13 protein-coding genes and 1 pseudogene are annotated in these 25,273 nt (G+C 47.7%); 11 read left to right on the forward strand and 3 right to left on the reverse strand.

Annotated features, from left to right (window positions below):
• Positions 1–118 precede the first annotated feature (118 nt).
• The 5 genes from ACOMG9_RS09515 (at position 119) to ACOMG9_RS09535 (ending at position 8,597) form a co-directional block, all read left to right on the forward strand.
• Positions 119–3,697: a PEP/pyruvate-binding domain-containing protein gene (locus ACOMG9_RS09515; RefSeq protein ID WP_494530127.1), complete on the forward strand. Its 3,579-nt coding sequence runs from the start codon at positions 119–121 to the stop codon at positions 3,695–3,697.
• Positions 3,654–4,004 carry a hypothetical protein gene (locus ACOMG9_RS09520; RefSeq protein WP_494530128.1) on the forward strand — a complete coding sequence of 117 codons (351 nt, stop codon included), beginning with the start codon at positions 3,654–3,656 and terminating at the stop codon, positions 4,002–4,004. The genes ACOMG9_RS09515 and ACOMG9_RS09520 overlap by 44 nt, the downstream gene beginning before the upstream one ends.
• Positions 3,979–7,665 carry a DUF4116 domain-containing protein gene (locus ACOMG9_RS09525; protein ID WP_494530129.1) on the forward strand — a complete coding sequence of 1,229 codons (3,687 nt, stop codon included), beginning with the start codon at positions 3,979–3,981 and terminating at the stop codon, positions 7,663–7,665. The genes ACOMG9_RS09520 and ACOMG9_RS09525 overlap by 26 nt, the downstream gene beginning before the upstream one ends.
• Positions 7,666–8,046: 381 nt before the next feature.
• The gene (locus ACOMG9_RS09530) at positions 8,047–8,322 is read left to right on the forward strand and encodes a CopG family ribbon-helix-helix protein (RefSeq protein ID WP_448216744.1); all 276 of its coding nucleotides are present in this window, start codon (positions 8,047–8,049) and stop codon (positions 8,320–8,322) included.
• Positions 8,310–8,597 carry a type II toxin-antitoxin system RelE/ParE family toxin gene (locus ACOMG9_RS09535; protein WP_448216745.1) on the forward strand — a complete coding sequence of 96 codons (288 nt, stop codon included), beginning with the start codon at positions 8,310–8,312 and terminating at the stop codon, positions 8,595–8,597. The genes ACOMG9_RS09530 and ACOMG9_RS09535 overlap by 13 nt, the downstream gene beginning before the upstream one ends.
• A gap of 248 nt (positions 8,598–8,845) precedes the next feature.
• On the opposite strand, the gene ACOMG9_RS09540 is transcribed toward ACOMG9_RS09535, so the two are convergent.
• Entirely contained in the window at positions 8,846–9,037 is a 192-nt protein-coding gene (locus ACOMG9_RS09540; protein WP_448216746.1) for a zinc ribbon domain-containing protein, read from the reverse strand.
• A 266-nt stretch (positions 9,038–9,303) separates the two neighbouring features.
• Here ACOMG9_RS09540 and ACOMG9_RS09545 point away from each other — a divergent pair, with 266 nt between their 5' ends.
• Both ACOMG9_RS09545 and ACOMG9_RS09550 read left to right on the forward strand, forming a co-directional pair.
• Complete coding sequence (locus ACOMG9_RS09545; RefSeq protein WP_448216747.1) at positions 9,304–10,095, forward strand: RNA-guided endonuclease InsQ/TnpB family protein; 792 nt, start codon at positions 9,304–9,306, stop codon at positions 10,093–10,095.
• Between the two features lie 53 nt (positions 10,096–10,148).
• Positions 10,149–10,490 (forward strand): RNA-guided endonuclease TnpB family protein, encoded by a 342-nt coding sequence (locus ACOMG9_RS09550; protein WP_494530130.1) that lies wholly within the window; start codon positions 10,149–10,151, stop codon positions 10,488–10,490.
• Between the two features lie 116 nt (positions 10,491–10,606).
• Here the strand turns inward: ACOMG9_RS09550 and ACOMG9_RS09555 are convergent, their stop codons facing one another.
• Positions 10,607–11,911, reverse strand: a complete 1,305-nt coding sequence (locus tag ACOMG9_RS09555; RefSeq protein ID WP_494530409.1) for a hypothetical protein — start codon at positions 11,909–11,911, stop codon at positions 10,607–10,609.
• A pseudogene (locus ACOMG9_RS09560) lies at positions 11,820–12,266 on the reverse strand (hypothetical protein); the annotation flags it as partial. The pseudogene ACOMG9_RS09560 and the gene ACOMG9_RS09555, both read right to left, overlap by 92 nt.
• Before the next feature lie 344 nt (positions 12,267–12,610).
• Here ACOMG9_RS09560 and ACOMG9_RS09565 point away from each other — a divergent pair.
• From ACOMG9_RS09565 to ACOMG9_RS09580, 4 genes are all read left to right on the forward strand, one after another.
• On the forward strand, positions 12,611–13,225 hold the full coding sequence (locus ACOMG9_RS09565) for a hypothetical protein (RefSeq protein WP_494530131.1): 615 nt from the start codon (positions 12,611–12,613) through the stop codon (positions 13,223–13,225).
• A 587-nt stretch (positions 13,226–13,812) separates the two neighbouring features.
• Positions 13,813–17,484 carry a DUF4116 domain-containing protein gene (locus ACOMG9_RS09570; protein WP_494530132.1) on the forward strand — a complete coding sequence of 1,224 codons (3,672 nt, stop codon included), beginning with the start codon at positions 13,813–13,815 and terminating at the stop codon, positions 17,482–17,484.
• A 185-nt stretch (positions 17,485–17,669) separates the two neighbouring features.
• The gene (locus ACOMG9_RS09575) at positions 17,670–21,437 is read left to right on the forward strand and encodes a PEP/pyruvate-binding domain-containing protein (RefSeq protein WP_494530133.1); all 3,768 of its coding nucleotides are present in this window, start codon (positions 17,670–17,672) and stop codon (positions 21,435–21,437) included.
• A 175-nt stretch (positions 21,438–21,612) separates the two neighbouring features.
• A complete protein-coding gene (locus ACOMG9_RS09580) occupies positions 21,613–25,218 on the forward strand; it encodes a PEP/pyruvate-binding domain-containing protein (RefSeq protein WP_448216752.1) in 3,606 nt (1,201 codons plus the stop codon).
• Positions 25,219–25,273: the final 55 nt, after the last annotated feature.

A 25,273-nucleotide genomic window follows, 5' to 3' on the forward strand; every position in this document is an offset into this window, starting at 1 on the left:
TTTTCTACTGCGTGCCTGAAGCTGACGGGGGAACTTTATAAAAACATGATTGTCAAATGTAAAGGTAATGACCAGTTGTTGATTCATGGATGAATATTAACGTGAGAGGGATATCTTTATGTTACCTTTACCACCTGCGACCATTGGCAGATCAGATTCTCAAAGTCTGGCAACTGTTCCCGATCAGAATACTAAGGCTGATCGTTCAGTCAAAAGGTATTTTGGCGATCCTGAACCCATTGTCATTCCCGACACAAGGTCACTAGCCAGGCGCAAATGTCACTCACCTGTCGCAGATCAGGCTACTCATTGTTCTGTTGCCAACCGGGCACTGCTGGGCGGCAAGGGAATGTTTTTGCAGCGTATGAAAGCAGCCGGTTTGTCTGTGCCACCGTTTCAGTGTGTGACAACTCAGGTCACCAATGCGCTGGAACAACACCCTCTGGATAGCCAGCGTCTGGAACCCTGTTTCCCCGGGATCGGCAATGAACCGGAGGCGGGGATCAGTCTGGCAAACATCAGGGAACGCCTCAATGCGTTCCTGCCTTCAGAACAAATCAGAAGAGACAGCTGGCTGGCGGGTCTGGCGAACTTTATTGCCAGTGATGACTTTTATGAGCAGGTTAAAGATTCTGAAGCGGCCCGACACATCAGGGATCATGGACTATTAACATCAGGGCCGCTTATTGTCCGCAGTTCCGGCATCAATGAAGATAACTACGGCGACGCCCAGGCGGGCAAATACCTTTCGGAAGTTCAGGGAGATGAGGATATTTTGCGAACCTGTCTAAAGGTTATGGCCTCAGCTTACCGGCCTGAAGTCTGTTCCGAAGGCATACCGCAACCCATGGCGCTGATTATCCAGGAGTGTATTGACTGCCTGCACGGCGGAGTCGCCATGAGTTTTCAATCCTTTGATGATGATACCGTCAGGGTTGAGTTCACACGGGGGCAGCCCAGAGGGATAGTGGCCGGGCAGTCCGGTAACAGGCCCCATCGTATTGATATTTTTCGCAAGGAAGGCGCCGACAGCTATCAATACTTTCCCGGGACCATCTCAAGTCATTACATCCTGCGTAAAGACAATAACGGCTATTCGGAAATAAGAATGGATGATGCCGATGCCCAATCAAACGACGTTGAACAACAACTCACTGATGACATGGTTGCAGACCTCAGGGTGATGGTGACAAAGCTGGAAAAGCTGTTGCTCTGCCCCGTGGATGTGGAGTTTGCCATAAACCATCAGGGTCGCCTTTTCCTGTTGCAGGTGCGTCCTGTCACCCGACTCTCCGGCGGCCTGGATTTCGCCATGCCCATACCCGAAGAGATCCTGGCCATTGGCGAGGGTGTCAGCGAAGGCTATTGCACGGGACCACTCTGGCTGGCTGAAGAATCAGCGGCAGACTCTATGCCAGAGGGCGCTATTGTTGTGGCCCAACACGCTAAAGACTGGATGCTTGAGCCCGGGTTCCTGAAGCGGGCAGGAGGCTTTGTTACTGCCACAGGCGGATTCAATGATCATGTCGCGATCCTGATGAAACAGCAACGAAAAACCCTGATGCTGGCCGGTGACCAGTTTGAGTCCGTGGCCGCTCAGGTTGGCCAACAGGCGACGCTGGCCTGTGCCCGCTTTAACGGTAAGCCCGGTGCCTTTATTGTTGCCGGTGACATGACCGGGAAACTGTTGAGTCACGGCATTCTATCCTCTGCTGTTTCTGATGAACCTTCAGTAAAAGCCATCCCTGCATGGGATGAATTGTCCCTCTCAGAAGGCGCACTCCGTCAGGTCGCCAGCGGATTTCAATGGCTCACGGATCAAAATGCCCGCCTGTTGGCATTTTTTGCCACCGGCGGCGGGCTGGATTGTCTGGCAAACCCGGTAAAACTGAGCATGTCACCACAACGATCAAAGCTATTGGCAGAGACCTTGGACAGCGTAAATCGACTGGTTCATGGGGCTCAAGCGCTGCTGGATGGGTACGGGGCATTCCTGCAACTGGCTGTTAAGCAAAGTTCAGACAGAGTCGAGTCATTGCGGCAAGAATTACCGCTGCTGAGCAACCGGTTCGAGATGTTGAAACAGACCATTCAATACGGGTTAGAGCGTATCACTCTTCCCATGCAAGCTGCCGAAGAAGAGAAGTTATCCCCGGTAAGCTTTCGTCAGTGGCTGGCAGACTGTCATCAGCTGCAATCCTGTCTTCAAGCACTCAACACTAAAAGCGCTGAGCAGGTGCGAAGTGTCCATGAGCTGATTTTTACCCTGCATCAGCGTTTTGTGGAGGCATTGGCACCGGTCACTCTGGCTTCGGGCCCGGGTGAGGTATCTACGGAAAATAACATCACCTATGTTGATTGCACGACTCCGGGTGCAGGGGCGCCGTTATTGAGGCCGTCCGACAAAATATTCATTGAAGAATCAGGGCGCTCAGGGACTGTCGTCAGTATGGATGATGCTCTGATTGTTAACCTGAAGCTTGGCAGTCATATGAGCCTTGTCGAGCTGCTTGAAAACGCAGAGGGGGGTAAAGGGCGAACCTTGCGGCTGAAATTTTCTGACCAGTTTCAGAACCTTGATGGCAGTAGTGAGCACGGTAAATTAAAACGTATGTGGTTTTTAGTGCAGCTACTGAAAGCGATCAAACTGGATAAAGAAGCTGATGGCATGAAGCTGAGTTGTAACGCTGTGGCGGGTGAAATTATCGTCGAATATCCCCGGTTACCATTACGTCAAACCATGCAGGATGCCTTTGTAAAACTGATGATTGTGTTAAAAGCTGTAAATAACCTCGATCTATACTTTCAGTCCGCAAATGTTTTCAAAGAATATTATTGGGACTTTAACCTGCTTGCACAACGACTTAATCCCGGTGTTGTGACAGAAGCCGATAGATTCGCCTTTCAACATTGTCTTTTCTCAATGTTTTATAAGTGTAGTTTTCATAGCATTACTCCCGAATGCGGCATGTTATTAAGCAACCACCTGCAACAGTTTATTAATTATGCCGGGCGGTTAGGGGCGTGTCAGATGCTGAGATTTTTCAGTAAAAATCCGGACGACAGACTTCGGGAAATGTTCATGAGTGATGAAATGAGTGAGAGCATCCGCAGAGAGCTCTTACATCATTTTTTATTATATAATCCCGAATGCGCTATTCGATTGATTGAGCAAGTGTATGAAATGGAGTATCAATTCTTTGTTATCAATCCATCTGACAATTACCTGTTAGAGTTTTACGTACCACCAGGCCAGCGGCGTGAGGATTGTAAAGAAAAGATCAGGAATGCCTTGCTGACGCATGGACTGAAATATGCCAGCCAAAGGGTTCGGGATGATAGAGACCTGGTATTACCCGTCATTTCAGATTATCCCGAAGAACTGCGAGAGTTGAGTGAGGCGCTGAGGGATGACAACGATATTGTCATGGCCGCTATCAAAAAGTCTCCCAAAGCCCTGCGTTATGCATCAGAAAGATTCCGAAACGATAAAAACATTATTCGAATGCTCATTGCTGAGAGTACTGATCCCTTATCATATACCAGTGAGGAGATATTGAATGATCGCGAATATATGTTGGATTTAATCGCAAAGAATCCCGGAGCTTTCCTGTTTGCAGCTTCCAGGCTTAAAAAAAATACGGCTTTTATCAATGCAGCAGAACAAAGAAACCCCAAGGTTCGTAAATACCTCTGAAAATCCTGATCATTGCCATCCCTGTTGCCAGTTTGTAGTTGCTTTTGCTACTGCGTACCTGAAGCTGACGGGTGAACTTTATAAAAACGCCATTGTCAAAGGGGGGGAAAGGGATATCTTGATGTTACCTTTTAATGAAGTGCGCAATAGGGAATTAGAAAGTTCAATTGGTATTAGTGGGAAACCAGAGAATGATAAGTACGTCGTCATGGCTGCGGTCACTTGGTATGGCAACGGGCTGGCAGATGCAAGCCCGGAGGATGAACATAAACATCAGAGGGATGTCTCAGTTACATGCCAATTCTGATCGTTCAAATCAGCAAATCCCGACAACCATTCCAAATCGGATTACCGGGGCTCTCAGTTCAGTTAACAGGGCTAACCTTTTAGCCAAAAGATATTTCAGTTATCTGGTTGCCAGTCCCATTCCCTGCCAGACACTACTGGCCAATCGTGTCTGTCGTATACAGACTTCAGTTCCACTCAATCAGGCTGTTGACCAGCCTCGCCCCAACCGGGCACTACTTGGGGGCAAGGGAATGTTTTTGCAGCGCATGAAGGCAGCAGGTCTGCCTGTTCCACCCTTCAAGTGTGTTACTGCTCAAATTATGAATGCGCTTGAACAATATCCTCTGGAGAGCCATCATCTTGCTCGCTGTCTCCCGGGGATTGTTCATCAACAGGAGCCTGTGACCAGCCTGATGAGCATCCGGATATACCTCAATGCCTTGCCATCTTCAGAACAAGTGAAAAGGGATATCGGGCTGGCGGGTCTGGCGAAATTTATTGCCAGTAATGACTTTTACGAACAGGTGAAAGATTCTGAAGCGGCCCGGCACATCGGTGAACTGCGCGCTCAGCTGGACGGACCATGGACACAGCCGGTGATGGTTCGCAGCTCTGGCATCAGGGAAGATAATTACGGCGATGCCCAGGCGGGCAAATACCTCTCGAAAGTTCAGGGAGAAGAGGATGTTGTGCGAACCTGCCTTGAGGTTATGGCCTCAGGTTACCGGCCAGAAGTCTGTCCCGGAGTTATACCACCCCCCATGGCGCTGATCCTCCAACAGTGCATTGACTGCCAATATGGTGGGGTCGTCATGAGCTTTCAATCCTTTCAGGATGATACCCTCAGGGTCGAATACACACCGGGTCAGCCCAGAGGTGTTGTGACAGGCCAGTCCGGTAACAGGCCTCATCGCATAGATATTTCTCGCAAAGAAAGCGCTGACAGCGCTCAATATTTTCCCGGAACGATTTCAAGTCGCTTCATCCTGCGCAAAAACACGAATAATAACGGCTATTCAGAAAAAAGAATTCACGATGCGGATACTCAATCAGACGACTTCAGTCAGCAACTAAGTGATGACACGGTTTCAGCACTCAGGGAGATGGTTACAAAGCTCGAAAACCTCTTGCTCTGTCCTGTGGATGTGGAGTTTGCCATTGATTATAAGGGGCGCCTGTTCCTGTTGCAGGTGCGCCCTGTTACCCGACTCTCTGGTGGCATGAGTTTTGCCATGCCGATACCGGAAGAGACTCTGGCTATCGGCGAGGTTGTCAGCGAAGGCTATTGCACCGGAGCACTCTGGCTGGCCAAAAAACAAAAGGCAGACTTGATGCCAGAGGGAGCCGTTGTCCTGGCCCACCACGCGCAAGAGTGGATGCTTGAGCCTGAGTTCCTGAAGCGGGCAGGAGGGTTTGTCTTTGATGAAGGAGGATTCAATGATCATGTAGCGATCCTCCTGAGACAGAAAGCAAAAACTTTGATGCTGGCTGCTGGCCAGTACCCGGCCATAGTCGCTCAGGACGGCCAACAGGTTACGCTGGCCTGCGCTCGCTTTAAAGGGACGCCCGGTGCCTTTATTGTTGTCGGTGACCATACCGTAAAACTGGCCAGTTACAGAACGCCATCCACTGCTTTTTTCGATGAACCCTTACCGAAAATCATCCCGTCACGGGATGATTTGTCCCCCCCTGAAGACACATTTCGTCAGGTCGCCACTGGCTTTAAGTGGCTTACAGATCAAAATGCCCGACTGCTGTCGCTCTTCGCCCCGGGTAGTGGCCTGGATTGTCTGGCAAACCCGGTAAAACTAAGTATGTCGCCACAACGGGCAAAGATACTGGCAGAGACCAGGGAGTGCGTAAATCGGCTGATTTATGGCGCAAAAGCCCTGTTGGAGGGTTACCTGGCCTTCCTGCTGCTGGCGCGTAAGAGCAGGGCACCCAAGGTCGGGCGATTGCTGGATGAATTACCGCTACTAATCAACCGGTTCGAGACGCTGAAACAGACCATCCGAGCAGAACTGGAGGCTATCATCCTGCCACTGGATGACGATGAAGATGGGAAGATATCGTTTCGTCAGTGGCTGGTCGCCTGCCACCGGCTACAATCCTGTCTTCAGGCACTCAACCCTTCAGAGGCTGAGCAGGTGCGGAGTGTCCATGAGCTGATTTTTGCCCTGCATAAGCGCTTTGTAGAGGCGCTGGCACCGGTCACTCTGGCCTCGGGTCAGGGCAGATTGTTCAAGGAGGAAGAAGTCGCTTATGTTGATTGCACGACTCCGGTTGGCTCAGGTGAAAGGACTCCGCTATTGAGTCCCTCCTGCAAGGCATCCCTCAAAAAATTAGCCCGTCCGGCAACGGTCATCAGTATGGATGATGCCTTGATTGTGAACCTTAAGTTAGGACATCACCTGGCGCTTATCGAGCTACTTGAAAACGCAGAGGGAGGTAAAGGACGAACCTTGCGACTGAAATTTTCTGACGAGTTTGATGCCATTGATGGCACTGATGCACCCGGCAAATTGAAACGCATGTGGTTTCTGGTGCAATTACTGAAAACGATCGAACTGGATAAAAATGCTGCCGGTATGAAGCTCAGTAGCAACGCCGTAGCGGGAGAAATTATTGTCGAATACACCCGAATGACATCACGTCAAACCATGCAGGATGCCTTTGAAAAACTGATGACAGCTTTGCATGCTATTCAGGATATGGATATTTATTTAGAAGACTGCAGCCTTTTTGAAGGGGATCAGTGGAATTTTGATTTGCTTGCGCAACGTCTTGATAGAGACTCAGCCACAGAAGCTGATAGATTTGCCTTTCAACATTGTCTTTTCTCAACGATTTATGACTATTCCACGATGACTCCCGATTGTTGCCAGTTATTAAGTAAACAACACCAACAATTTATTGATTATGTTCAACGGTTAGAAGAGTGGTGGAGAAAGTCGGAGAACCATTTTCGGGAAGTGTTAATGAGTAATGAGATCAGTGAAGACACCCGCAGGGAGCTTTTACATCATCTGTTATTGATAGATGCCCAAAACGCTATGCCATTGGTTGAGGCTGTTTATCCCGATTTGAGAGACCAATACTATATTGTAAAACCATCAGCCTGCAGTTATAGCCTGGAGTTTGATGTTCCATCAGGTCAGTCGCTTCCGGAAGATAGAGAAAAGGTCAAGAGTTTCTTTCTGAAATATGGGCTGGAATACGCCAGCCAACGGGCTCAAAAAGATAAACATCTGGTATTAGCCATCACTGCAGCACATCCGCATAACCTGAAGTATTTGAGTGAAGAACTGAAAAGTGATAAAGAGGTCGTCCTGGCCGCTGTCACTGGAGATGGCGGTCTGCTGGAATATGCCAGCTCGGGACTTCAGGATGATGATGAGGTTGTCATTGCTGCTATCGCACAGTATCCAGGCGCTTTTAAGTACGCAAGTCCAAGAATACGAAGCGATAAAAACATGATTAAAATCTTGATAGCTGATGATATCACTCACTTAAGACATGCCCATAGAGCGGTATTTCATGATCGCGAGTATATGCTGGACTTAATTCAGGAATATCCTCTGGCTTTCGAATATGCTGCCTACAGACTTCAAGAGGATGAGGACTTTATTGATGCAGCAGTCCAAAAAAATTGCGAAGTTCTTAAATACATAGGCAAGTAAGAAGTTCGGAATGCTCCATTTTTTATCCTGATTAAGCTCTGTGCTTGAAGCGAATGGCGGAACTCTATAAAAATTCTCTTGTCAAATCAAAGGTAAGTAGCTAACCAGTAGGTTTCGTATATTCTGGACGGCGGCTTTTTCCATCCTTCTGCATTCCAACTCTGGTTGCCTGGCTATGGCTACACGCCCGTCGTTGCGCCTTGAAGGATGAAAAAATCGACTCGCCAGAATATGCGAAACCAACTGGCCAGGTACTTAAAGGCTCACTCTGGACACCCAGTACAAAAGTAAATAAAACGAGGGTTTTCTTTACTTTCTGTTGTAGTGGTGTAGTGGTGTAGTGTTAATAGGTAACACCTTTTAATACCAAAGGAGAAGAGGATGGCCACCACCTCAGTTAAACTTGATGAAGACTTGAAAAGGAGGGTTCAGCACTTGGCTGAAGCCAGACACCGATCAGCCCACTGGATTATGTGTGAGGCAATTCGTCACTATGTGGCTTGTGAGGAAAAGAAAGAAGCCTTCAAGCAGGATGCTCTCAATGCTTGGGAAGCCTATCAGGAAAATGGCATGCACCTGACGCTTGAAGAGGCAGATGCATGGCTGGCCAAACTTGAAGCCGGAGAAGATGCGGAGATTCCTGAGTGTCACGATTGATATGGTCACCTTCTGCCCTTAGAGATGTTCAGCGACTTCATCGGTTTCTGGCAAGCAAAGGTGGAAAGTCTGCCAGCCGTGCTATCAAAACAATCCGTTCTAATGTGAAAATTTTAGCCCATCAACCTGAAGTTGGTCGGCTTGTTGATGGCATGGAGCCTGAGTTTATGGAGTGGCTGATTGACTTAGGTAGCAGTGGTTATGTTGCCTTGTATCGTACTGATGGCGAACCAACAACGGTACTAGCTGTACGGCACCAAAGAGAGGCTGAGTAATGATTTAGAGAGTAAACAAACAATGTCTAAAGAACGTATTGATACAGGATATATCGGAGCTTCTGTCTTGTGAACATATCAGACAAGACTTTGAAAAGTTCATGAACTCTCTGACTCATGTTAGATATTCGATGGAAAGGGATGAGCATGATGAATACAAACAGACGGCAGTTTTTCACATGTGGACTGGGTACTCTTGATTAAAACCGCAACGAGCGCAACACTCGCTGTTATGGCTAAGGTTCAAGCTACCTTGTCAAACACTTAAGAAAGACATTTCTGGCACCGTTGATGTCACGATCAACGGTGAAGCCCTCACCCTTAATAACCTTGGAAGAACCTAATTTTTCGTCAATGGTCCCGCTCCATGATCGAGTCTTGGATGTATAGGCTTCGTTGCAATCAACCACATGCTTTCCATACTTTTTTTTGCGTACCATTTAAGCCGCTTTTAACAACTCGTTCCCACGCTCTTCGTGGGAATGCATACCTCCCCTGAAAAGCGGACTCTGCGGCGCGAGATGGGTATGGGTTCCCACGCTGGAGCATGGGAACCAGAGTTTTGCGACACCCTCAATCGGGCGGGGATATAAGACGGGAACGCAGAGCGTTCCGCCTGCAAGCTGGTACGCAGTCAATTGAAATAACCTGTAATAAGTCTATTATTTCAGGCATTGTAATAATGAGTACTCACTTGTAAAGAGTTATGTTGAAAGCCACTAAAGTACGCATCTACCCAACACCAGAGCAGGCGGATTTTTTAAACCGTCAATTTGGTGCTGTGCGTAAGGTTTGGAATAAAGCTCTGGCCATCAAGAACCATTACTACAAGGTGCGAGATCAGAACCTTGCTCCGAAAAAAGACTTGAAACCCTTGTTGGTAATTGCTAAGAAAAGCCGAAAATACTCATGGTTGAAAGAAGCTGATTCGATTGCCTTGCAGCAGTCAATTATCAATCTGGACAAGGCATTTCAGAACTTCTTTAATCCGAAGCTGCAAGCTCGTTTTCCTCGTTTCAAGTCAAAGCATGGTAAGCAAAGCAGCTACCATTGCACTTCTGTTTCCACAGGTGATGACTGGATCAAAGTACCCAAGTGCGAGCCAATTAAAGCAAGGATACACCGGGAAATTACCGGACAACTCAAGTCGATTACCCTGAGCAAAACACCGACAGGTAAGTTCTACGCTTCTGTACTGGCTGAAGATGGTGCGTCTGAAGCGAAGCCAGTAGCCGATCTGCAAAGTTCTTGCATAGTCGGTGTGGATGTTGGGTTAACTGACATTGCCATTACCAGTACCGACCATAAGACTGGCAATCCCCGCTTTCTGAAGAAAGCACAACGCAACCTGAAGCGAAAACAGAAAAAACTATCGCGATGCAAGAAAGGCTCTAAAGGCAGAGCCAAAGCCAGACTCCTTGTAGCAAAGGCGCATGAGCGTGTCGCCTTTGCCCGTAACGACTTCCAGCACAAACTGTCCAGACAACTCATTACCTAGGCGGCCCCGACGACAACCAAGCGGTGATTGTGGAGACGCTGAAGGTCAAGAACATGCTCAAGAACCATTGCCTTGCCCGATCCATTGCTGATGCAGGTTGGCACTCCCTTGTGACCAAGCTCGACTACAAAGCAAAACAGGCCGGTAAACATCTGGTGAAAATTGACCAGTGGTTTGCCTCATCAAAAACCTGTTCCTGCTGCGGTCGCAAGCGAGAGGAAATACCGCTCAAAACTCGCTCATGGACGTGTGAATGCGGTGCTGTCCATGATCGGGATATTAACGCCGCTATCAACATAAAACATCAAGGCATTTTGAAGTTAAAGGCGGAAGGTTTGTCCGTCTCTGCTGATGGAGGCGAGCGTAAATCCGGCACATTGCCGGTTGCTGTCTGAGAAGTCAGAAGCCTCGCCCGACAGGGCGGGGAGCATTCACAAAGATTAAATCTGCAATGGATAGGCTTTATAGAAAATTTTGGCCATCCAGACTCTTACCCAGCAGCTGGTATTATTTACCCTCGTTTTCGTTCAAGGTGATAGTGCCGCACATGGCGATCCGGTAAGAAATGTAATAATGATATTAAAATGACCTGGGGTAAAAAAAATAATGTATAAAAACCAAGCACTATCAAAGTAGTCCTGGTATCGTCTAATTCATTAGTATGGCTAGCAGTATTAGACAAATCTAATGATTCTGTATTTCTTTCTATGGACTCGGGTGTATATCTTTCCCGAAGACACTTTGGCACAAAATCTTTCGTTAAAAATGCCTGATATTGAGGTGTTTTCAGGATGGGTATGGCTGCAGCATCTCCCTCCCAATGAACATCAGTAAGAAACATGGGAGTATTTGCCCGGTCAAAAGTGTTATTTTTATAGTTGACGCTAGCAAGAACCTTATCATGACCATTTACCCATAAAGGAACCTGAACTTCATCAAAAGCGGAATCATGGGATGCGGATGGCTTGGTGCTTATATTTTCAAAACTCAATTTGGCAGCGTGTATTTCGGGATCTTTATAAACGATAAAAATCCCCGGGGTAACTCCAGATTGCCAGGACTGTGAATGCTTAACAGGGTAGGTAAAGTTCGAATACGACACCTTATGACTATTTTCATGCAAAATCAGTGTACATTCTGATGGGAACCCATGCACTGTACTGTCGCTGAATTGCACTTCAAAAACCCCTTTGGTTTCAATCAATGGTGGTTTTTTGTAGCCATCTCTCCAGATTTCCAAATGGCTGCCTTCCAATTTTTTGGAGCGCTCCACATAGATAGCACTATCAACATATTCGTTAGCTTTGTGTAATTTCAGATTCTTCAGTGTAACCCTGTCGCTCCTGGCATGAATAAAATGATTAAGATTGCCGTAAACATTAGCAAAGCTGCCACCGGCATCCAGTTCAAACCCATCAACATACAATAACCGAGTGCCTGAAACTCGAATGAATTCATCAACACCGGTGGAAAACCTTGTCCCTTTTAATGACAAGGTTGGATACTTGCCATCAGTTGCAACACCAACAATCCCCACATTGATGGCATTGTCTGGTACGGTAATCGGAGCATTCAGAGCGTAATCACTGGTCACAATATGCAGCGTATTTTGTGATTCCTGAATACTCCCCAGACTCTCACCCGGAACGTCATGAAAAACAACATTAGTAAACACACCCGGAAATGCTTTTAAAACCTTTTCACAACGAGTCTGAACTTCAGCTCTATGGTGAGTACAGCAATAGCCGGCATTGATGCAGAAAGCGGACAATATTATTGGAAATCGGTATAACCAGATCTGCAATACAGAAAACATATCTAATTCCGTTAAAAATTCTTAACAATAGCAGAAGCTGAATCCTTGTCTGGGCTGCCAGCGACACATAACGACGGAAGCCATCAATGCCAGTATCCGGGCATCGATCCAGCCCATGCTGTGACCAGAAACCCCGGTCATAACTGACTTGTGATACCTGGGGAGATCACTGTTTGGCACCTTCCGCAATAGGTACAGTTACTTGGTCGTCCGTCTGTTTTTCCATGACCAGATGATGCAGGGTAAAGCCAAACTGATCCTGCAATACGCAGACTCTGAGGCCAAGCTCCACAGGAGTTCCAGCCTTACCTTTGCTGATCCATTCGGTATGACCTTCGAACAAAGAAAAAACCTTCACATCACTTCATCAGCGGATACAACTCCAGTGACCAATGCTTTGGAGGTCATAACCTCTCTGGCCATACTGTTGAATCTATAGCCTGAGTGATACCCCCTCGTTCCCACGCACCAGCGTGGGAATGAATGCCTTGCCCAACAAGCCGACGTAGCTAAGGGTTAATATCCGTACCCTTTCAACTCGCTACCATATTTCAGCATCGGAGTGTGTCCAGTCCGCAGTATGCACTCCCACGCAGAGCATGGGAACGGGGGGGATGGCAGTTTGTAAATAAAAATCTTGACCCTGCTTTTCAACTGCTATGCTCACCTGGCGAACAAAAAACCACATAGGAAAGCAGTATGAGCCTTGAGGCAAGAGTCACGGTACTGGAAGAACAACAAGAGAACTGGTTTAAAACCACCGGAAGCTTGAGCAACAGCCTGTCGTTTTTGCTTAATTTTCATCAGGAATTAAAGCGTCACCTGACGATACATGACCGGAAATTTACGTCGATCGGGCAGCGTTTTGACAAAGTTGACCAAGGTTTCAAGAAGGTTGACCAGCATTTTGTCAGGATTGAAACCTATTTAGAACATCAGGACCGACGTTCTGACAATATGGAAAATGTGTTAATACAGGTCGTCAATCATTTAAAAGATCATGACCGGCGTTTTGACGATCATGACCGTCGTTTTGATAATATCGACAAACGTTTGACCGAACATGACGGGCGTTTTGACGATCATGACCGTCGTTTTGATAATATCGACAAACGTTTGGCCGAACATGACGGGCGTTTTGACGATCATGACCGTCGTTTTGACGATCATGACCGTCGTTTTGACAAGATGGAAGACCTGTTAATGCAAATCTACGATAATTTAGAAAATCATGACCAACGTTTTGACAAGATGGACCGACGTTTTGGCAAGATGGAAGACATACTAACCCAGATCTCCAATAAGCTGGCCTAGGAGCCTGACCGAGAATAGACTGCCCTACACGGCAACTGCTCCTGCGTTGCTCTAGCTCCTGCATCCATGCAGTCGTGCGGCGACAGCAAATTGGTCTGAAAATCCGCTATTTGTTCGTCAAATAGCTCGCTATCCTCCTCACAAAACCGAATTTTCATCCTCAATTTTCTGCCGTCCTCGCTACGGGGTCGCCTAGACGGGCGCTATTCTCGGTCAGGCTCCTGGGCTTTCTGTCGGCTTTTCCAAGGAGTCCTGAAAATGATTAAGTTGCGGCACTATTCGGTCCTGTTCATCGCTCCTGTATTTCTGTTACTGCCCCTGACCATTCAATCTACACCCACTACAGCGTCAACAACCCCCATAGAGATTAACTGAGATTGAATGTAATGGCAGAGATATCAACCTAGCCAAGCTGCATTTGTGGAGTAATGGTCTGGCGCATAAGTTCGGAATGCTCCATCTTTTATCCTGATTAAGTTATGTGCTTAAGGCTAATGGTGGAACTTTATAAAAATATTCTTGTCAAACCAATGATAATGACTCGCTGTTGAATCATGGATGAATATTAACGTGAGAGGGATATCACTATGCTACCTTTGCCACTTGTAAATATTGACAGATCAGGTTCTCAAAGCCTGGCAACTCTCCCCGATCAGGAGACTTTGGCTGATCGTTTAGCCAAAATGTATCTTGGTGACCCTGAACCCATTGGCGAGCCCGACGCAACGCCACTAGCCAAGCGCAAATGCAGCACACCTGTTGCAGATCAGGCTGCTCATTGTTCTCCTGCCAACCGGGAATTACTGGGCGGCAAGGGAATGTTTTTGCAGCGCATGAAAGCAGCTGGTGTGTCTGTGCCACCGTTTCAGTGTGTGACAACCCAAGTCACCAATGCGCTTGAACACCACCCTCTGGATAGCCAGGGTCTGGAACCCTTTTTCCCCGGGATCGGCGATGAACCGCAGGCAAAGATCAGTCTGGCGAACATCAGGGAACGCCTCAATGCGTTGCTGCCTTCAGAGCAAACCAGAAGAGAGTGCTGGCTGGCAGGTCTGGCGAAATTTATTGCCAGTGATGACTTTTATGAGCAGGTTAAAGATTCTGAAGTGGCCCGACACATCAGAGATCACGGACTATCAACATCAGGGCCGCTTATTGTCCGCAGTTCCGGCATTAATGAAGACAACTACGGCGATGCCCAGGCAGGCAAATACCTCTCGGAAGTTCAGGGAGATGAGGATATTTTGCGAACCTGTCTCAAGGTTATGGCTTCAGCTTACCGGCCTGAAGTCTGTTCCGAAGGCATACCGCAACCCATGGCGCTGATTATCCAGGAGTGTATTAACTGCCTGCAAGGCGGAGTCGCCAGCAGCTTTCAATCCTTTGATGATGATACCCTCAGGGTTGAGTTCACACACGGTCAACCAAGGGGGGTAGTGGCAGGACAGTCCGGTAACACGCCCCACCGTATTGATATTTCTCGCAAAGAAGGCGCCGAAAACGTTCAATACTTTCCCGGAAAGATTTCAAGTCACTTCATTCTGCACAAAAACACAGATAATTGCGGCTATTCGGAAATAAGAATTGATGATGGGGATGCGCTATCAGACGACGATGGTCAAAAACTCAGTAATGGTCAAATACTCAGTAACGACATAATCTCACAACTTAAGGACGTGGTGGCAAAGCTGGAAGACCTGTTGCACTGCCCCGTGGACGTGGAGTTTGCTATCGATCATCAGGGGTGCCTGTTCGTGTTGCAGGTGCGCCCTATAACCCAACTCTCTGGCGACATGGTTTTTACCATGTCCATGCCCGAACACAGCCTGGCCAGTGGCGAGGGCATCAGTGAAGGCTATTGCACCGCACCACTCTGGCTGGCTAAAAAACAACAGGCAGGCTGTATGCCAGAGGGAGCCATTCTCGTGGCCCGACATGCTGAAGACTGGATGCTTACGTCCAAATGTCTGGATCGGGCTGGAGGTGTCGTCTTTGCCTCAGGTGCATTCAATGACCACATGGCCATCCTTATGAGACAGAAAAAAACACCCTTTATGCTGGCCGGCGAAGAGTTTACGACCCTGGCCGAGCGGGATGGCCATCAGGCGACATTGGCCTGCGCCCGCTTCAAAGGTGAGTCCGGAGCCTTCATTGTTGCCGGTGACATGAGCGAAAAACTTGCCAGTCACAGAAGCCTGTCCTTTGCTGTTGCTGATGTGCCGTCAGTAAAAGCCATCCCGTTAAGGGATGATTTGTCCCCCCCTGAAGGCACATTCCGCCAGGTCACCAGCGGTTTTGAATGGCTCACGGATCAAAATGCCCGTTTGTTGGCATTCTTTGCCCCCGGCAGGGGACTGGATTGTTTGGCAAACCCCATAAAACTTAGCATGTCGCCACGACGCTCAGAACTATTGGCAGAGACCAGTGACAACATCAATCAGCTGATTCATGGGGCTGATGCAATGTTGGAGGGTTACCGGGCCTTCCTGAACCTGGCGGGTGACAAAGATTTACAAAAGGTGCAGCCATTGCTGAATGAATTGCAGCTGCTAATCAACCGCTTCGCGACGCTGAAAGAGACCATCCTATCAGGGTTAAAAACGATCATCCGTTCCCTGCAATCCGATGAAAAAGAGCAGTTATCCACGGGAGCTTTTCGTCAGTGGGTGGCTAACTGCCACCAGCTGCAATTCTCTCTTCAGGCACTTAACCCCAGGGAGACTGAGCAGGTAGGGAGTGTTCATGAGCTTATTTTTTCCTTGCATCAGCGTTTTGTGGAGGCATTGGCACCGGTCGCTCTGGCTTCGGGTCAGGGCCGGATATCTACGGAAAACAGGATCACCTATGTCGATTGCACGACTCCGGGTGCAGAAGCACCGCTCTTAAGACCGTGCGACAAAGCATCCATCCAGCAATCAGGGCGCAGAGGGACTGTTCTCAGTATGAATGATGCTTTGATTGTTAACCTGAAGCTTGGCTATCATGTGGCCGTTATTGAGCTATTCAGGGACGCAGAAGGGGGGAAAGGCCATACCCTGCGACTGAAATTCTCCGACCGGTTTGATAAACCTGATGGCAGTGACAATCCCGGTGCTTTAAAACGTATGTGGTTTCTGGTGCAGTTACTGAAAACGATCGGACTGAATAAAGAGGGCGAAACCATCAAGGTCAGTTTTAACGCCATAGCTGGAGACATGATCGTCGAATGTGCCCGTATGACATCACCTGAAACCATGCAGGAGGGCTTTGGAAAACTGTTGACAGCGTTGCGTGCTACCCGTGACATGGATCTTTACTTGGCGGACAGAGCTGTTTTTGAAAGAGATGAAGTAGAACAGTGGAACTTTAACATGCTGGCACAACGCCTCGATAGTGATGCGGTTACTGAAACTGACAGATTCTCCTTTCAACATATCCTGTTCTTGATAGCCAGTGATTTATATAGAGAAGACAGAACAACCCCCGTTTTCTACCATTTATTAAGCCATCACCAACAACAGTTTATTGATCAGTGTCGAGAGTTAGTTTTTTCGTATTCTGTGGAAGTGCTAATGAGTGATAAGATGGCTGAAAACATCCGCAGGGAATTGTTACATCATCTTTTATTATCACGTCCCCAAGAGGTTATTTGGTTTGTTGAAGATGAGTATCCCAATTTGAGGAATGATTACTTTATTATCGACCCGGCTTACAGCTACGAGCTAAGGTTTTTTGCTCCACCGGGTCAGTTGTTTCCGGGTGGTAGAGAAGAGATTAAAAAAAATCTGCTGAAGCATGGGCTTAAATATGCCAGTCAGCGGGTTCGAGATGATAGAGAGCTTGTATTGGCAACAGTTAAAGTGCATCCGGGTGACCTGACATATGCTAGTGAAGAACTGAGGAATGATAAAGAGATCGTTATGTCTGTCGTTACTCAATCTGGCATTGGATTGGCATATGCCGGCGAGGAAATGCGGGATGATGATGAAGTTGTAATGACCGCTTTCGCTTCGCATCCGAAAGCTTTTCGTTTTGCAAGTTGGAGAATCAGAAGCGATATAAACATTATTAAAAGGGTGATTGCTGATGATATTGATCGCTTGTCATGGGCCAGTGACAGGATATTGAGTGATCGCAAGTCTATGCTGGCCTTAATTAAAGATAATGCTCTTGCTGTTAAATATGCCTACAAAGAGCTTCTTCGTGAGAGGGCCTTTATTGAGGTGGCAATCCGGAAAAACGCCGAAGTTCAAAGATACGTGAAGAAGCCTGCGAGTTAAAACTGATCGATTCAGACAAGGTTGGTCAGTGCAAGCTGTGTTGTCGGCTTGTTGTTGTTTTTTTGCGTGTTTTAGCCTGACGGGTGACGGGTGAACTTTATAAAAACATCATTGTCAAAGAAAGAGGCTTATTAATTAGCTGTTAGTGAATAATGGATGAATGTTAATACACGAAGGATATCTTGATGTTTCCCACTACATTTGATGCTCAAACTCCGAAAGCAAATTCAAATCAGAATACGGTGACTGGAAGTTCATCCAGCAGGGCTGGTAGTTCATCCAAAACGCATTTTAGTGACCATGGCACCCGTAGTTTTCCAGAGCCAAGGTCGCTAACCATGCGCTCCTGCCGTTCACCTGTTTCAGATCAGGCGGCTGACAGTTTTCCCTGCAGCCGGGAACAAGTTGGCGGCAAGGGAATGTTTTTACAGCGTATGAAGAAAGCCGATCTGCCTGTTCCACCCTTCGAATGTGTGACAGCTCAGGTCATGAATGCGCTTGAACAACAGCCTTTGGATACCCGGCTTTTAGACCGCTATTTCCCCGGGATTGTTTATGATCCGGAGGCAGAGATCAGCCTGACGAACATTCGGGAATACCTCAATAGCTTGCCGCCTTCAGAGCAAACCAAAAGGAACAACTGGCTGGCGGGTCTGGCTGAATTTATTGTCAGTGATGACTATTACGAACAGGTTAAAGAGTCTGAAGCGGCCCGGCAAATCAGGGGGCTGCGCCATGAGCTGGACAGACTCTGCATATCACAGCCGGTTATTGTCCGCAGTTCTGGCATCAATGAAGATAACTACGGCGATGCCCAGGCGGGCAAATACCTTTCACTGGTTCAGGGAAATGAGGATATTTTGCGTACCTGCCTTAAGGTCATGGCCTCAGGTTACCGGTCTGAAGTCTGTCCCGAAGGCATACCAGAACCCATGGCACTGATTATCCAGCAGTGTATTCATTGCCGATGCGGCGGGGTCGCCATGAGCTATAAATCTTTTGATGATGATACCATCAGTGTTGAGTTCACACCCGGTCAACCCAGAGGTGCAGTGGCAGGGCAGTCTGGTAACACGCCTCACCGCATTGATATTAGTCGCAAGGGTCGAAAAAGAGCTGACAGTTATCAATATTTTCCCGGGACTATCTCAAGCCAATTTACCCTGCACAGGAACAATAACGGTTATTCGGAAAAAAGAATGGATGCTGTCGATGTCCAGGCAAACGACGGCGGGCAGCTAATCAGTGATGAGATGGTATCAAAACTCAGGAAACTGGTGAAAAAGCTGGAAAAACTGTTGTTCTGCCCCGTGGATGTCGAGTTCGCCATCGATCATTCGGATCGCCTGTTCCTGTTGCAGGTACGTCCTGTTACCCGACTCTCTGGCGATATGGTTTTTGCTATGCCCATACCCAAAGAAACCCTGGCCATTGGCGAGGGCGTCAGCGAAGGCTTCTGCACCGGACCGCTCTGGCTGGCCAGAAAACCAGAGGCAGCCTCTATGCCACAGGGAGCCATTGTCGTGGCCCACCACGCTGAAGACTGGATGCTTGTGCCTGAGTTTCTGAAACGGGTTGGGGGTTTTGTCCTGGCCGAAGCAGGATTCAATGATCATGTAGCAATCCTTATGAAACAGGAAAAAATAACCTTGATGCGGGCTGGTGGCCAATATTCGGCATTGTTCGCTCAGGATGGTCAACAGGCGACGCTGGCCTGCGCCCGTTTTAAAAATAAGCCCGGTGCCTTTATTGTTGCCGGTGACATTGCCGAAACACTGGCCAGTTACAGAAGCCTGACTTCAGCTGTTTCTGATGCATCGTCAACAAAACCCGTCCCGTCACGGGAGGATTTGTCGCCACCTGAAGGCACATTCGACCGGGTCGCCAGCGGTTTTCAATGGCTTACGGATCAAAATGCCCGGCTGTTGGCATTTTTTGCCTCCGGAGGCGGACTGGATTGTCTGGCAAATCCGGTAAAACTGAGCATGTCGCCACAACGATCAGAGATACTGGCAGAGGCTAAGTACAACTTAAAACGCCTGCTCTATGGAGCTGAAGTCCTGCTGGAGGGGTACCGGGCCTTCCTGCTGCTATCGGGTGACAGCGATTCAATCTGGATCAAGCCAGCTCTGGCAGAATTACCGCAATTAAACAAGCGCTTCAAGACACTGAAAAAGACCATCCGATCAATGTTGGAAACGATCAGGCTTCCTCTGAAAGTCGATGTTGAAGAGCCGTTGTCCACCGTAACTTTTCCTGAGTGGCTGGACACCTGCCACCAGCTGAAATCCTGTCTTCAGGCACTCAACCCTGAGAAGGCTGAGAAGATCCGCAGTGTTCATGAGCTGATTTTTGTCCTGCATCGGCGCTTTGTAAGTGCCCTGGCGAAGGTTACTCTGGCTTCGGGTCAGGGCAGGCAATCCAGTAGCGGGAGCATCAAATATGTTGATTGTGCGGTTTCGGGTAATCCGAATGAAAAGATGCCGCTATTGAAGCCGTCCTGCAAAGTATTAATTGAAAAGTTAGGGTGCTCAGGAACGGTCATCATTGCCGATGGCGTTTTGATTGTTAACCTGAAACTTGGAAGTCATCTGTGTCTTATCGAGCTATTTGAAAACGCAGAGGGGGGTAAAGGACGGACCTTGCGGCTGAAATTCTCTGACCAGTTTTATAAAGATGATGGTATTGATTCAGCTGCCAAGTTAAAGCGTATGTGGCTTCTGGTGCAGTTACTGAAAGTGCTCGAACTGGATAAAGATGCTGATAGCATGAAGCTGTGTTGCAATGCGGTAGTGGGAGAAATTATCGTCGAATGCACTCGAATGAAAACAACTAAAACTATGCAGGATGCCGTTGAAAAACTGCTCACTGTGTTATGTGGTATGTGTGATTTGGATTGTAAGATGCTGCACATTGACATTTTTGAAGGCAACCAGTGGAACTTTAGCTTGCTGGCACAAAGGCTTAATGGCGATATTACGGCAGAAGCTGACAGGTTCGCCTTTCAACATTGCCTTTTCGCAATGTATTATAAGGTACGAATCTTCTTCTATATTCCCGATTGTTTCAAGTTATTACCAAGCCACCATCAACAGTTTATTCATTATGCCAAACGGTTTGCAGAATGTCGTGATAAAGAGTCTCGTGATAAAGAGTCTCGTGATAAAGAGTCTCGTGATAAAACTGAGGACAACTTTCGGGAAATATTAATGAGCAATGAAATCACAGAGCAAACCCGAAAGGAACTTTTACATCATCTGTTATACCTGGATGCCCAAAGGACTGCTCCATTGGTTGAAGATGTTTATCCCGATTTGAGACATCAATGCTATGTTCTAAAACCATTCTCCTACGGTTACAGGCTAAGTTTTGATGTTCCACCGGGTCAGTCGCTTGCGGATAATAGAGAAAAGATCACAAAAGCCTTGCTGAAGCATGGACTGCAATATGCCAGCCAACAGCTTCGGAATGATAAAGAACTGATATTAACAATTATTGCAGCACGTCCCAAATGCCTTGAATTTGCCAGTGAGAAACTAAAGAATAGTAAAAAGGTCGTCATGACTGCAATCAACCAACATGGCTTTTATCTGCAATATGCCGGCCCGAAAATTAAAGATAATGAAGAGGTTGTAAAGGCTGCCATCACCGATTATCCAGAGGCTCTCGTGTATGCAAGTGAAAGAATCCGAAGCGATAAAAACATTATTCAAATGGTAATTGATAAGCATATTGACCACTTATATTATGCCAGTGAAAGGGTATTGAATGATCGCAAGTATTTGCTGGATTTAATTGCACATAATTCCCGTGCCTTCATATCTGTTGCGCATAATCTTAAACGTGATATGGATTTTATCAGGTCAGCAATCCACAGGAACCGGGGTGTTGTTAAACACGTAGACGAGGAAAGTTTAGAAAAATACTACAGTAGTGAATTTGCCGGTTCGTAATACAAACAGCAGCCTGAAAAACCAAAGCCCATAGCTGTTTGTAAAGATTTTCACCTTTTAAATACTTTGATGAGCCTACAAGAGCTTATTTTATAGCCTGATCAATTTGCTTGCTTCAGGCTGATTGGCGAACTTTATAAAAACATCATTGTTAACGTTAGAGAGGGATATCCTGATGTTACCTGCTATTTCTGAGACGTCAGATCCTCAGAGTCTGACAACGAATCCAAATCATAATACCCGGGCTGGCAGTCCATCCATCGGGGCTGATGATGTGCCCAAAAGGTATCTCGGCCATTCTGATCCCGATGGCATTCCCGACCCGGAGCCACTTATCAGGCGCACCTGTTGTCCAGCTGATTCAGATCAGGCTGCTGACTGTTTTCCCCTCAGCAGGGAACAGGTTGGGGGCAAGGGGATGTTTGTGCAGCGCATGAAGAAAGCTGATCTGCTTGTTCCACCCTTCAAATGTGTCACTGCGCAAGTCATGAATGCTCTTGAGCAACATCCTCTGGACAGGCATCGTTTAGACCGCTATCTAAAGAAGACTGAGCGTGAACCGGAGGCAGAGACCAGCCGGACGAACATCCGGGAATACCTCAATACCCTGCTGCCTTCAGAGCCAACCAAAAGGAATGACTGGCTGGCGGGTTTGGCTGAATTCATTGTCAGTGATGACTATTACGAACAGGTTAAAGATTCTGAAGCGGCCCGGCAAATCAGGGATCTGCGTCGTCAGCTGGACCGACTTTCCATGGCACAGCCGATTATTGTTCGCAGTTCCGGCATCAATGAAGATAACTACGGCGATGCCCAGGCAGGCAAATACCTCTCTTTAGTTCAGGGAGAAGAGGATATTTTGCGAACCTGCCTCAAGGTCATGGCCTCAGGTTACCGGCCTGAAGTTTGTCCCGAAGGCATACCGCAACCCATGGCGTTGATTATCCAAAACTGCGTTGATTGCCAATACGGTGGTGTCGCCATGAGCTTTCAATCTTTTCAGGATGATACCGTCAGGGTTGAGTACACACGGGGTCAACCCAGAGGTGTTGTGGCAGGGCAGTCCGGTAACACACCCCATCGCATTGATATTTATCGTGAGGATTGCAAAGAAGCAGCTGCAGGCTCTCAATACTTTCCCGGTACGATCTCAATTCACTTTATCCTGCAAAAGAACAATAACGGCTATTCGGAAACAAGAATTGATCATGTTGCTGCTCAATCAGACGACGGTGGACAGAAACTCACTGATGAAATGGTTTCAGATCTCAGGAAGGCGGTGACAGAGCTGGAAAACCTGTTGCTCTGCCCCGTGGATGTGGAGTTTGCCATAGACAAACAGGGTCGCCTGTTCCTGTTGCAGGTGCGCCCCATCACGCAACTCTCTGGCGGCATGGATTTTGCCATGTCCATACCCAAAAAGACACTGGCCATTGGCGACGGTATCAGCGAAGGCTATTGCACCGGACCACTCTGGCTGGCCAAAAAACAAGAGGCAGGCGCTATGCCAGATAAAGCCATTGTTGTGGCGCAGCACACCGAAGACTGGATGCTTGAGTCCGGCTTCCTGATGCGGGCAGGAGGTTTTGTCATTGCAAAAGGAGGATTCAATGATCATGTGGCGATACTCATGAGACAGGAAAAAAAGCCCTTAATGCTGGCCGGCGGGCAGTTTGACACCCTGGCTGCCAGGGTTGGCCAGCAGACGACGCTGGCCTGTGGCCGCTTCAAAGGCAAGCCCAGAGCCTTTATTGTTGCCGATGACCTTAGCGAAGAACTGGCCAGTCACAGAAGCCTGTCCTCTGCATTTTCTGATGCACCATCAACAAAAGCCTTCCCGTCCCGGGAAGCTTTGTCTCCATCTGAAGGCACATTCCGTCAGGTCGCCAGCGGTTTTCAATGGCTCACGGATCAAAATGCCCGGCTGTTGGCACTTTTTGCCCCCGGCAGTGGTCTGGATTATCTGGTAAACCCGATAAAATTGAGTATGTCGCCGCAACGATCAAAGTTACTGGCTGAGACCAGGAATGACGTAAATCGGCTGATTTATGGCGCTGAAGCTCTGTTGGCTGGCTATCAGGCGTTCTTGCAGCTGGCAGGACAACGCGGTTCACCTGAGGTCAGGCAATTACAGGAAGAATGGCTGGAACTGAGCGACCGTTTCGAGGCGTTGAAACAGGCCATCCAGTCCGGCCTGGAGAAAATCATTAAGCCAATGCAAGTCGCTGAAGACGGGCAGCTATCCCCGGGAATGTTTCGTCCGTGGATAGCAGACTGCCATCAGCTAAAATCCTTTCTTCAAGCGCTCAATCCACAAGAGGCTGATCTGGTGCGGAGTGTCCATGAACTGATTTTTGCCCTGCACCAGCGCTTTGTAAAAGCATTGGCACCGGTCACTCTGGCTTCGGGTCAGGGCAGGATATCCGGGGAAAAAAACATCACCTATGTCGATTGTACGACACCGGGTGAAGAGGCACCGCTATTGAGACCCTCCGACAAAGCCTCTATGGAAGAGCTGGAGCTTTCCGGGACCGTCATCAGTATGGATGAAGCCGTGATTGTTAACCTGGAGCTGGGAAGTCATGTGGGCATTATCGAGCTACTGGAACAGGCAGATGGGGGTAAAGGACGAACCTTGCGGCTGACATTCTCAGACAAATTTGATGCAAAGTATGACTATGACAGACCCGGCAAGTTCAGGCGTATGTGGTTTCTGGCGCAATTATTGAGAGAGATTGAACTGGATAATGATGCCGATAACATGAAGCTGAGTTGCAACGCCGTAGCGGGTGAAATGATCGTCGAATGCCCCCGAATGAAATTACGTAAAACCATGCAGTATGCCTTTGCAAGACTGATCATTGTGTTACGTGCTATGTTTGATCTGGATCTTGATTTGAATTCCAGACCCATTTTTGAAGGAGGTCAGTGGGACTTTAACCTGCTTGCACAGCGTCTTAATCGTGATGTTGCGACAGAATCGGATAGATTCGCCTTCCAACATTGCCTCTTCATAATGGCTTATCGGGCTGGGAGCATTTGGTCCGTTACTGCTATGTGCTGCCAGTTTTTAAGCACACACCACCAACAGTTTGCTCATCATGCCCGGCACTTAGGTATGTGTCGGAGGTCAAAGTTTATCAGGGGGAATCCATGGGACGCTATGAGGGAAAGGTTAATGAAGATCAGTGAGAACACTCGTACGGAGCTCTTACATCATCTTTTATTATTAAATCCCAGAACCGCTACCCGATTGATTGAGCAACTGTACGATTTGGAAAATCAATGCTTTGTTATCAATCCATCTTACAGTTACAGACTGGAGTTTTATGTGCCACCGGGTCAACCGCTTGGGGATCATAAAGAAGAGGTTAATAATGCCTTGCTTAAGTATGGACTGAGATATGCCAGCCAACGGGTCCGAAATGATAAAGACTTTGTATTACCGGCCATTTCACGACATCCCGAGGAACTGCAATTTTTGAGTGCAAAGCTGAGGAGTGACAGAGATGTTGTCATGGCCTCTGCTGCAGTGTGTGCAAAAGTTCTGTCCTATGCCAGTAACACAATCCGAAGCGATAAAAGCATTATTGAAAGCTTAATGGCTGTCGATGTTAATGTCTTAAAATATGGCAGTGACACCTTATTGAGTGATCGCGAGTTCATGCTGGACTTAATTGCAAAGAATCATCAGGCTTTCCAATATGCAGATCTGGAGCTTAAAATTGATACAGATTTTATCAATGAAGCAACCCTGAGAAACCCCTTACTTGGTAAATAGGTCAGATTCTTAGAATAGGTTCAGATCTATTCTGAAAACGTTCACCTCAACAGCT

The sequence above is a fragment of the Endozoicomonas sp. PH6C genome, assembly GCF_059322965.1.